Genomic DNA, 11,881 nt, shown 5'->3' with positions numbered 1-11,881 from the left:
GGAAAATCCAGCTCCACCAGCTCCTGCACGCTCTGAGTGCGCAAATCCTTGAACATGCCGCCCTGCACGATGCCGAACAGGCCCTGATGAGGGCTTGTCATGTACTCCTTGCAGCGCTTCGCCCAGCGGGTGGTTCGCTCCGTAGACGCCTTGGTATAGGCATAATCCGCCGGATATGGAATGCATTCATCAAAGGCCATGACGATATCGGAACCGATATCCATCTGCACCTGCATGGAAACCTCCGGCGAAAGGAATTTCTTTGAACCGTCAATATGTGAACGGAAAGTTACCCCTTCCTCGGTTATCTTGCGCAGGTCCCCCAGGCTGAACACCTGAAAGCCGCCGCTGTCCGTGAGGATGGCCCCGTCCCACTTCATGAATTTGTGCAGGCCGCCGGCTTCTTTTACCAGCTGGGAACCGGGCCGCAAAAACAGGTGATAGGTATTGCTGAGAACAATCCCCGCCCCCAGCTCCTTCAGCTCCTCCGGCGACACGCCCTTGACAGAGCCCTGCGTTCCCACCGGCATAAAAATCGGCGTAGGAAAGCTGCCGTGAGGTGTATGGATAATGCCGGCCCTTGCACCGGTTTTCTCATCTTCTTTAATCAGCTCGTAAGTTATTGCAGGCAAACTATCGCCTCTCCTTCTGCTTCGTCTTGATATTGTTCATAAAAACCTTTAACCGCTCCATAATATCACAAATATCATTTTCTTTCAACATAGCTGTCCATACCCGATAACAACTGCCTGCCATTCTCAATAGCAGAACTGCTGGGCATCCGGCGCATCTGTCTCCAGCACCTGCACCTCAATCTGCTCCCGTGGCACTATGCCGCCTGCACATGGGCGAAGCCTGTTCACAAAGCCGGCATCATCCAGCCTGTTCATAACCCTGTCCGCTTCATCCTTATTCTTTGCTACAAAAATAGAAACCCACATAGCAACCTCCCAAAAACTTCCAGCATCTGCGGCAATTCCCGGCCGCTGCACAGCCACGGTCTATTTGACCTTGAGGCTGTCATTGCCCAGCAAGGCGCGAATCTCATTCTCCGCTTCGGCGGAGCCATCGAGCCAGTAACACTTTTCATTCTTTATCAGCTTTTTTGTTCCATAGAAATACATATATACCACATTCTGCCCGTGATGCCGCCTGAAAATCTCCTTCAGCGCGTCATATATCTCCGGCTTCTCCTGCTCAGGCCGTATAGCGATGTAATAATCACAGCGATAGGTGTCCAGGCTGACAATATCCTCCGCAATAAGCTGGATTTTGTCCCGCTCATCATCGCTGTAATTCACCTTTCCGGTGATGACAACATGGGAATCCAGCTCCGTCAGCCTCATCCTGCTGTAAAAAACCTTGGGAAACACCACCACGCGGATGTTGTTGGTATAGTCCTCCAGACGCAGGAAACACATCATGTCCCCCTTCTTGGTGGTGCGGCGGACACATTCGCTTACGGTGCCGCCCAGCTTTGCCCGGCTCTCATCCGGCAGCTGGCCCTCAACCACCTTGGCAATCGGCGTCAGCTCCGCCAGCTTGTCGCGGTACTTGTCCAGCGGATGTCCCGTAATATAGAAGCCGGTAATCTCCTTTTCCCAGCCCAGCATAACATCAGAGCTCTCCTCCTCAATATCAGGCAGCTTGATTTCGGCCACCTGGCGCACTTCCTCCGCATCAAACAAGCCCAGCTGGCCGTTGGCCTTGTCCTTCTGCACGGCTGCCGCAGCCTCCGAAACATCCGGCAGCACCGCCAGAAGCTGGGAGCGCTTTGCCCCCAGCGAATCAAAGCAGCCGCAACGGATAAAGTTTTCCACGGAACGCCTGTTGATGGCATGAAAATCCACCCGGGAGCAGAAATCCATCAGGGAGACAAAGGCCCCGCCCTTGTCCCTTTCCTCCATCATCACGGAAAGGGCGGCCTCGCCCACATTCTTGATGGCGGCCAGGCCGAAGCGTATGGCACCGTTGTCCACGCTGAAATGAATCCTGCTGGCGTTGATATCCGGCGGCAGAATCCTGATATCCATGCGCCTGCACTGCTCAATATACTGGCTGACCTTGTCGGTATTGTCCATGACACTGGTCAGCATGGCGGCCATAAACTCGGCCGGATAATTCGCTTTCAGATAAGCCGTCTGCCACGCCACCCAGGCGTAGGCGGCGCTATGGGATTTGTTGAAGCCATAGTCCGCAAAATGCTCCAAAAGCTCAAATATATGGGATGCCAGTTCATCCTCAATGCCCTTCTTGCGGGTTCCCGCAAGGAAATTCTCCTTCTGGGCCATCAGGATGGCCGCCTTTTTCTTGCCCATGGCGCGGCGCAGTAAATCAGCCTGTCCCAGGCTGAATCCGGCCAGCACCTGCACAATCTGCATAACCTGCTCCTGATAGAGCACCACGCCAAAGGTCTCCCTGAGAATCGGCTCCAGCAGGGGATGAAGGTACTCCACCTCTTTTGCCCCATGCCTGCCATCGATAAAATCATCCACCATGCCGCTGCCCAGAGGCCCCGGCCGATACAGCGCCACCAGCGGTATCAGGTCAGTAAAGCCCTCCGGCCTCAGATCCCGCATAATGCGCGTCATGCCGGCCGATTCCATCTGGAACACCGCACCTGTCCCGCCATCACACAGCATTTTGCAGGTCTTTTCATCCGTATGGGGCAGCCGCCGCAGGTCAATGTCAATATTATGTGTCTTTTTGATATTCTTGACCGCATCATCCAGAACGGTCAATGTACGCAGCCCCAGAAAATCCATCTTCAAAAGGCCCAGCTCCTCCACCAGATCCTTTTCAAACTGGGTAACCAGCGCCCCATCAGCAATCATAATCGGCATGTAGTCGGTAATCGGACTGCGGGCAATCACAATGCCTGCCGCATGCTTGCCGCAGTTCCTTCTGAGCCCCTCCACTCTCCTGGCCATGTCCACCAGCCGCTGGATATTCGCATCTTCCTCGTAGAGCCTGCGGAACTCGTCCACGCCCTCAAGCGTCGCCTGCAGCGTAACCTTCGGGCCGCTGGGAATCAGCTTGGCTACCCTGTCACCCTCCGCATAGGACATGCCCATGGCCCGCGCCACATCACGGACGGCATTTTTTGCCTTCAAGGTGCCAAAGGTGATAATCTGGCTCACATGATCCTCGCCGTAACGCTGTTTTACGTAGTCAATAACTTCCTCGCGCCGCACATAGCAGAAATCAATATCAATATCCGGCATGGTAACGCGCTCCGGATTGAGAAAACGCTCAAAGAGCAGATCGTATTTCAGGGGGTCCAGGTCAGTAATCCCCAGTGCATAAGCCACAATACTGCCTGCCGCCGAGCCTCGTCCCGGCCCTACCGGTATATTGACGCTTCTGGCATAGTTGATAAAATCCCATACAATCAGGAAATAGCTGTCAAACCCCATGCTGTGAATAACGCCCAGCTCATAATCCAGCCTTTCCCTGATTTCCTGCGTAATGTTCTCATAGCGTTCCGGCAGATATTTTTCGCAGAGCTGGCGAAGATAGGCCTCATCCGTCATGCCGTCAGGCAGGGGAAAATTCGGCAGGTGGCGATGCTCAAAGTCAAACTCCACATGGCACCTTTCCGCAACCCGTACCGTGTTGGCCAGCGCCTCCGGATGGGAGCTGAAAATCTCCTGCATTTCCGCCGGTGTTTTCAGATAAAAATCATCGCTGGGAAAGCGCATCCTGTTCTCGTCGTCCAGCGTCCGTCCCGTCTGGATGCACAGCAGGATTTCATGAAACTCGCTGTCCTCCCGTTTCAGGTAGTGGGCATCATTGGTGGCTACCAGCCCCAGATTATACTTTTCCGCCAGCTGTACCAGCCCCTGCATGGCCTTGTGCTCTTCCTGCATGCCGTGATTCTGCAGCTCAATAAAATAGTTTTCCCTGCCAAAAATCTCAAGATACTCCTGCAGGGCCTTCTCCGCCCTGAACATATCACCGCGGATAATCCAGGCCGGCACCTCTCCGGCAATACAGGCACTGAGGCAGATAAGTCCCTTGCTGTACTTTCTCAGCAGCTCCTTGTCCACCCGCGGCTTGTAATACATGCCCTCTGTATTGGCCCTCGACACCAGCTGAACAAGGTTCTTGTAGCCTTCGTTGTTTTCCGCCAGCAGAATCAGATGGTAGTACCTGGTTCCCTCCACCTCATACTGCTCATGGCGGTCCCTCGGCGCCACATAGACCTCACAGCCGATGACAGGATTGATTCCCTCCGCCTTGCAGAGCTTATAAAACTCCATAATACCGAACATGTTGCCATGATCAGTAATGGCTATGTGCTTCATGCCCAGCTCCTTGACGCGGGCAATCAATGGCTTGATGCGGTTTGCACCATCCAACAGGCTGTATTCAGTGTGAACATGCAGATGCGCAAAAGGAACAGGCTCTGTCATTTCATTATCCTCCTATAAAAATACCAAAAAACGACTGCCTACTGCCCGGATATCTGAACAAGCCCCTTGTCCATCTCCCGGAACAGCTTCTGCAGCTCCTGATTGCCCAGCATGCTCTGGGGGTAATACATATTCTTGCCCAGGATATCACGCCAGATAGCCGCATCCTCCGGCTCAAATTCACGGCAAAAGGCCTCCATCGCCTCACCGGCCTGCACGGAATGCATCAGCTCCGGGACATTCCTGATATCCACATCACCGGACTGTCCTCCCGTTGCCCGCCCTCCGGCACTGCCCTTCGCCTGCCGTACCGGCGGATACAGCAGCATGGCCTTGTACATAGGCACTGCCAGTTTCAGCTCCATGCCGGCAGGCAGATTCTTTTTTATGGCATACCACAGGCAGATGCCGTCATGGCTCATATTGCCAAAATACCATACGCGATGCTTGTACCACTCCCTGCCAATCTGATATGGCAGCTGAAAAAGGTTGCCGGCCAGCTTCCAGCCCGCACCATAAATCACAGTAGAAAACCTCGTCCTGTTCAGCACAGGATACAGGCCGTAGTAGGCCTCCTTTGTTTCCACGGCAAAATGCTGGCACCATCCCCCGTGGGGCTGCCTGCCGCACTGCACCGCCAGCATCAGGGGATCAGGCTGTGCCACGATATTCAGCTGTTCCATGGACAGCCCCAGCCGCTCAAGAAGCTCCGGATATTCCGCCAGCACCCTGTCATCGTGGAATATCTCGTAGGAACGCTCCTGCACGGAGGCCCGCTCCGGCTCTATGCCGCTCATAAGATAGTCGCTGAGGAGCTTGATGTAGTGAAAATCCCGCTCCCAGGCCGTGATGGGCTGATTGTAGTACCAGCTGTAGGACAGCCGCCCGCTGAGCCGCTGCTCCCTGACCATGCCCTGAATCATGGCGCGGTTTTCCTCGCCGCGTCGGCCTATGGTCTGGCGGAACTGCCGCCCCAGCTCATTGTAATCACTATCCGGCGCGCCTGCGTCAATCATGCGCTTTGCCTTCTGCAGCGTCATGGCCGCCTGCAGGAGCCTGTCATAAGAAACCCCCGGACAGTTCTTGGCCATTTCGTCCAGCAGGATATCCTTCAGGCGGCTGCCCTGCAGATTTTTGCGGACAGCCTCTATCTCTTCCATTTTCTCATTTTCCATAGCACATCAATCCATTATGTCTGCAGCATGGCATCATGCAGCTGCAGCCTATCAAGCCATTATATCCGCCAGAGCCCGCACCTTGGCGGCAACATCCTCCGCACCGGTAACCTCCGATACCACACATACGATGTCCGCCCCCGCTTCCCTGACCAGCTGCAGGTTGTGCTCCTTGATACCGCCGATGGCCGTAAAGGGCAGCAGCGAATTTTCCCTGGCATACCGCACGTATTCCAGTCCCACAGGCACGGCAGTCTTTTTGGTCTGGGTGGCATAAACAGGGCCCGTGCCGATGTAGTCAATCACTCCGGCCAGGGCGTTGGCCGCCTGCAGCTGCTCCGGCCCGTGGGTTGACCAGCCAATCACCTTGTCAGGCCCCAGCAGCTTTCTTACTGCCTGCGGCGGCAGATCCTCCTGCCCTATATGCACGCCGTCCGCATCCACAGCCAGCGCCAGGTCCACAAAATCATCTATCAGGAAAGCCGCCCCGTATTTCCTCGTCAGCTCCCTGAGCTGCAGGCACTCACGGTAACGCTCCAGCCCGCTCTTTTCCTTTTCCCTGTACTGCACGAACCTTACGCCTGCTTTCAGCATCGCCTCCACAACCTCCGCGTTGCTGCGCCCTGCCGACATGGCCTCCGCCGTTATGCCGTAGATAGGAAAGCTCTTAAAACATTCCATTGCTTCCTGCCTGTTCATCCCATCACTCCCAATCAGCAAATTACGTCAGACTAAATTATACCACAAATAATCAACAACTTATACCTCAATTAGCAGACAGCCGCAAAAATATGTACAACAAAAAGCCCCCGCCGAAGCGGGGGCAATAACTTTTCAATTCTGCCGCCAATTATTTCACGACATCGATATTTCCTGCATCCACTACCAGCGGCGTACAGAGATATGCCGGCACGGTAATCACGCCGTTATTGTAGGTGGTTACGTTGTTGATATCCGGCTGAGTTCCCTCCACTACCGCCTTAATCATGCGGATGGATTTGGCCACCAGCACGGCAGGGTCCTTGTAGGTAGTCATGGCCTGCTGTCCTGCCCTGATAGCCGTAATAGCCTGCTCCTCCGCATCCTGTCCGGTAATCAGGGGCATCTGGCTATAGCCGCCTGCCGTCAGGGCCTTGCGGATGCCGCCTGCCACCCCGTCATTCGGTGACAGGATGACATCCAGATGCACACCGGCATCCGGACCATTGAGCAGCTTTTCCATGCGCTTCTGGGCATTGTCAGGATTCCAGCCCTGAACAGTCGCCTGCTCGAAGGAAGTCTCCCCGGACGGCACCACCAGCTGTCCATTGGCAATATAAGGCTTCAGCACCTCCATGGCCGCACTGAAAAATAGATGGGCGTTGTTATCCGCCGTATCTCCGGCAAAAACCTCCATGGTGAAAGGCCCTGCGCCATTTTTCAGGTCAAGCCTTGCCTCGATATACTCACCCATGGCCTCGCCCACGCCTTCGTTATCATAGGACGCGTAATAGGAAACGGCGTCCGTGCCCATAATCAGGCGGTCATAGGCAACAACAGGCACCCCGTGCTCCTTGGCGTAGGTCAGCACATCAGCCAGCTTTTCACCATCGACAGCGCCAATCACCAGGCATCCCGGCTGCTGCTTCAGCTGATCCCTTATCTGCTCCACCTGCTGTTCTGCCGTATCAGCAAACTGCAAATCCACGGCAAAGCCTTCCTTTTCCAGCAGTTCCTTCATGGTATTGCCGTTCTTCTGCCAGCTGGATGAGGAATTGGCAAAGGCCACCGCTATCTTCTTGTTCGGGCCGTCCTGCCCGCCGCATCCGGCAGACAGCACAGCGGCCAGCAGTCCCACTGCCGCGCAGAGGACTGCGATTATCTTTTTCATATTCGTTACGCTCTTCATATCTACAAAGCCAGCCCCCTTAAATCTTAAACTTGTTGGTAGATGCCGTCAGCTCCTGAGCCAGATTGGCCAGCTTGTCACTGGCATTCGCCACCTCATCCATGGAAGCGGACTGCTCCTCGGTAGCGGCAGAAACGGATTCTGTTTCCGAAGCAACCTCCTGGCTGTTCCTGTTGATGCCCTCCATCACCTTGACCAACGCATCCGCCTTGGCGGCAGACTCCTTTGCCTCCCGCAGTATCTTCTGGGAGCCATCCGTCAAATCCATGACGGAACCGGCAATCCGCTCAAAGGCATCACCGGCATCTGCCACAACCCTGCGGCCATTCTCCACCTCATCCGTACCGCGCTTCATGCGCTTGGCGGCCTGCTCCGTATCCTTCTGGATAGCGGCTATCAGGGCCACTATCTGCTGGGCGGCCTCGTTGGAGCCCTCGGCCAGCTTGCGCACCTCTTCCGCTACAACCGCAAAGCCGCGTCCGGCCTCACCGGCACGGGCGGCCTCAATAGCGGCGTTCAGGGCCAGAAGGTTGGTCTGGGCGGCAATCCCGGCGATAGTATCGCTTATCTGTCCGATTTCGCTGGAACGCTCCGCCAGCTTTTCAATGGTTTCTGCCGATTCCGTTACAGAAGCCGCAATCTCCGCCATCTGGGAAACTGCGCCGTCAATGGCCGTCCTGCCCTGGCTGGCAATCCCGGACACCTCCTGGGTGGCCGCCGCCGAGCCGGCCGCCGTGCGCTCAAAGCCTGTCAGGCTCTGGGCCATGGCATGAATATCCCCCAGGGAACGGCTTACCGCCTCACCCTGCTGACTGCTGGAGGCAGCCACATTGGTGATGGATGTAGCCACCTGCTGGGTGGCCTGGGCAGACTGGCTGGCATTCTCCGTCAGCTGCTCCGCAAAGGTGGCAACATCCGAAGCCGTCCGCTGAATTTCCTGAATCAGCCCCCGCAGATTGCGGATAGTCTCCCCATAGGCCGCTGTCAGCTCGCCCATTTCATCGGCAGTCTGCGGCTGTGCCTCCACGGTCAGATTGCCCCCGGCAACCTCGCGGGAAATATTCATGAGATAATTTACCGAATTCATAATGCTGCTGCTGAGATATACCGCCATAAAGCCGGAAATCACAATCACCAGCAGGGTGCAGATAATCAATGCCCACTTTGTAAACTCATACTGATTGGAAGCCTCGATGCTTTCCTTGAAGATAAAATCCTTGCTGCTGTCCACCACTCTGTCCAGCTGCGAGGCGATCGTGTGATACTGATTGCCGGAGCGTTCCAGCAGTGCCTGCGCCTCCTGGATTTTACCCGCCTTTGCCAGATCAGCTACCTGAACGGAATTGGCCTTGTACGCCTCCCAGTCACTGCGCAAGGCCTTGAACTCATCCTTGACCTCCGGAGCCACGGACGGCTCCAGCGCATCCAGCTCGATATCAATCTGGGCGGCACAGTTCTTGTTTTCCCTGATCGCATACAGGCGGTTCGGCAGGCTCTTCGCCGTCACCACGCTGAACTCGCCCTGACGGTAGTTCGCCAGCGCCTGGCTGCTTTCCATCCCCGTCATAACACTGCTGAGATGCTCGGTGGCTATACGCAGCGCTCCCGAATTAATGCTGTTCAGGCTATATCCTGCGTAAAGGCTGGTACCCAGAAAAATCGCCAGCAATACGCCGAACACAAGGAACAGCTTCTTCCTAATGGTTAGTGACTCCAAATGAATTCCCCCTCTGATGTAATACATAGACACTTCCCACCGTAACTACGTACAACATTGTATCATACAAATGTATACTTTTTCAAGTCAGATTCCGCTCTATCAATAAGACATCAATAATGCATCAATAAAAAACACTGGCCTGCTATATACATTTTCTGCCCTGCAGGCTGGCACATTCTAAATCCTGCCCAGCACCTCCGCAATCAGCCTCACCTGTGGAGCCACAGTATCCAGCTCCAGTGTTTCCTGCGGCGAGTGGATGTCGTTGTTGCTGGTGCCGATGGAAACAATATCCAGCCGCGGATTCTTCTGCAGATGCCAGCTGCACTCCAGTCCGGCATGAATCGTTGCCATCCGCATAGGCCAGCCGTTCTGCTCCTCAAACACCGCCAGCATCAGCTGTGCCAGGCGGCTGTCCTGCCGCTCTGCCCAGCCAGGGGAAATCCGCCCCGCATGCAGTTCAAAATCCGTCAGGCGCGCCAGCACCTCCGCTGTCCTGTAATACTCCCCGATAGCCCCCTCGGCCGCTGACCGCGGCATGTACTGAACCTCGATATACCTGCCGTTCCTGCCCGCCTCATTCACAGTGCGCACTACGCCCAGATTGGCCGAGGTCTGCACCAGTCCCGGACACAGCTGTGACATGGCAGACACGCCGCTGGAAAGGCACATAAGGAGGTCAAGCAGGCTGTCCTTCTGATATCTGTCCATGGCCTGGGGCCTTTCCTCTGCCGCAACAGCTTCCACCGCAAAGCTGGCAGCAGCCTCCGTACTGCCATAGACGCTCAAGAACTCCTGCCGTGCCTCATCAGCCTCCTTCTGCAGTGCCTCCTGTGCCGCATTGCAGAAAAATACGGCTTCCGCAGCACTCGGAATCACATTTTTCGCCCTGCCGCCATTCAGGCTGACCAAATCAAAGGCCAGGCCCTTTCTCCGCCAGAGGTTCAGGCAGGCGGCAGCCGCCTTGACGGCATTACCGCCGCCGCAGTTGATTTCCTCGCCTGAATGTCCGCCCTTTAAACCGCTCACCTTCAGCCTGTACAATCTCTGCAGTCCACTGCGCATCGGACAAAAATTCTTCCTGAATGTTATATCCCCGCTGCCTGCACTGCCCACCGTCAAAAGATCCCAGTCCTCCGAATCGCAGTTTATCAGATATTCTGCATCGGCAAAAACCTCTGCCGCCAGATTTTCCGCTCCGGTCATACCGCATTCCTCATCCACGGTAATCACAGCCCGCAGCGGCCCATGGCTGGCAAGCGTCTTCATGATGTACACAATGATAGCTATCCCCATGCCATCATCAGCCCCCAGGCTGGTACCATCAGCGTGCAGGAGATTGCCCTCCCGCACCAGCCTGATGGCATCTGTCAGCGGATTGAACTCCACTCCCTCGGCCGCCACACAGACCATATCCATGTGCGCCTGCAGGATGGTCAGCGGCTTTCCGGCACAGCCTGCCGTTGCTTCCATATCCGCAATGATATTATTTGCGCCATCCTGCACCACACGGCAGCCCATATCAGAAAACAGCTTATAAAGATAATCGCTGACCGCCTTTTCATGACCTGATGGGCGCGGAATCTCCGCCAGCCGGGAAAACTCAGCCAAAACGCCCTCGACAATATCCTCGTTCTTTATTTCATCTATATTATTCATGTTAATCATGCACTCCTCCATCATACGCCCTTATTCCGTCAAGCTCCATCAGCTTCCGCATATCCGATGGATATGATGCCTTGACAGCAATTTTCTCCCCGGTAACAGGGTGCAAAAATTCCAGCTCCGCCCCATGCAGGGCCTGACGGCTGATATCCCTGCTGCGGGTGCCATACATCCTGTCGCCTGCCACGGGATATCCGACGTGCGCCAGATGCACACGTATCTGGTGGGTACGCCCTGTCTCAAGCGTCAGGGACAGCAGGCTGCAGCTCCTGCCCTTTCCAAGCACCTCAAAACGGGTAACAGCCCTTTTTCCGCCCTCCATCACCTGACGGCGGTTCGGCTGCAGGGCATTCCGGCCAATCGGCAGGTCAATCACTCCGTCAGGAAATTTTTCCTGCAAAGAATCTGCATCACCACGGACAACAGCCGCATATCTCCTATGCAGCTGTCCCGCCGCCAGCATGGCCTCCAGCTTTACCTGAACCTCCGGGGTTCTGGCAAAAAGCACACAGCCCGTAGTGTCCCTGTCCAGACGGTGCAGTGCCCTGACAGTCACCACCCTGCCCTGCTGACGGAAATAATTCGCCAGATAATTGGCAAGGGTGCCGGACTTGGTCTGCCCGGCCGGATGTACCAGCATTCCCGCCGGCTTGTTCAGCACAATTATCTCATCATCCTCATAGAGTATATCCACAGCCCCTTCCTCCGGCACTGCGCCATAGCCGGTATCCTTGAACTGGCGGATTGCCACCATATCCCCGGCCTTCAGCAGTCTTTTGGTATGGGCACTGCTGCCGTTCACATACACGCCCCTGCTGAAAAACAGCTTCTGCCGCTGGCGGGCCGATACGGACATAACCTCCTTCAAATACCGCTCAAGGGTCATACCGGCGTACCGTTCTGCTACAATGTACTTTTTCAGGCTGGAATTCCTTTCCTTGCGCTTATTATTCATAAACAACCTCCGCAATTTTCTCATCACTGCCCTATTATAGCACAAACAGCACACGAGGCCTTA

General features: G+C 55.4%; 9 protein-coding genes. All 9 read right to left on the bottom strand.

The window, feature by feature from the left end:
* Positions 1-632 (bottom strand): tRNA guanosine(34) transglycosylase Tgt (locus ACI3UA_RS06095; RefSeq protein ID WP_439723935.1); only part of this gene is annotated, 632 nt, incomplete at its 3' end.
* Between the two features lie 126 nt (positions 633-758).
* The gene (locus tag ACI3UA_RS06090; protein WP_439723934.1) at positions 759-941 is read right to left on the bottom strand and encodes a hypothetical protein; all 183 of its coding nucleotides are present in this window, start codon (positions 939-941) and stop codon (positions 759-761) included.
* A gap of 60 nt (positions 942-1,001) precedes the next feature.
* The gene (locus tag ACI3UA_RS06085; RefSeq protein WP_439723933.1) at positions 1,002-4,415 is read right to left on the bottom strand and encodes a DNA polymerase III subunit alpha; all 3,414 of its coding nucleotides are present in this window, start codon (positions 4,413-4,415) and stop codon (positions 1,002-1,004) included.
* A gap of 38 nt (positions 4,416-4,453) precedes the next feature.
* Positions 4,454-5,590, bottom strand: a complete 1,137-nt coding sequence (locus ACI3UA_RS06080; RefSeq protein ID WP_439723932.1) for a hypothetical protein — start codon at positions 5,588-5,590, stop codon at positions 4,454-4,456.
* A gap of 51 nt (positions 5,591-5,641) precedes the next feature.
* Complete coding sequence (gene thiE / locus ACI3UA_RS06075) at positions 5,642-6,289, bottom strand: thiamine phosphate synthase (RefSeq protein WP_439723931.1); 648 nt, start codon at positions 6,287-6,289, stop codon at positions 5,642-5,644.
* Between the two features lie 151 nt (positions 6,290-6,440).
* Entirely contained in the window at positions 6,441-7,460 is a 1,020-nt protein-coding gene (locus ACI3UA_RS06070) for a substrate-binding domain-containing protein (RefSeq protein ID WP_439723930.1), read from the bottom strand.
* Between the two features lie 37 nt (positions 7,461-7,497).
* Positions 7,498-9,195 carry a methyl-accepting chemotaxis protein gene (locus tag ACI3UA_RS06065; protein ID WP_439723929.1) on the bottom strand — a complete coding sequence of 566 codons (1,698 nt, stop codon included), beginning with the start codon at positions 9,193-9,195 and terminating at the stop codon, positions 7,498-7,500.
* A 180-nt stretch (positions 9,196-9,375) separates the two neighbouring features.
* Positions 9,376-10,857, bottom strand: a complete 1,482-nt coding sequence (locus ACI3UA_RS06060; RefSeq protein ID WP_439723928.1) for a M20/M25/M40 family metallo-hydrolase — start codon at positions 10,855-10,857, stop codon at positions 9,376-9,378.
* Between the two features lies 1 nt (position 10,858).
* The gene (locus ACI3UA_RS06055; protein WP_439723927.1) at positions 10,859-11,818 is read right to left on the bottom strand and encodes an RluA family pseudouridine synthase; all 960 of its coding nucleotides are present in this window, start codon (positions 11,816-11,818) and stop codon (positions 10,859-10,861) included.
* Between the last annotated feature and the right edge of the window lie 63 nt (positions 11,819-11,881).

It is taken from the genome of Anaerovibrio sp. (assembly GCF_051866355.1).
Classification (GTDB): domain Bacteria; phylum Bacillota; class Negativicutes; order Selenomonadales; family Selenomonadaceae; genus Anaerovibrio.
The sequence above is the reverse complement of the archived record's forward strand: the minus strand, read 5'-3'. Positions and strand labels throughout refer to the sequence as shown.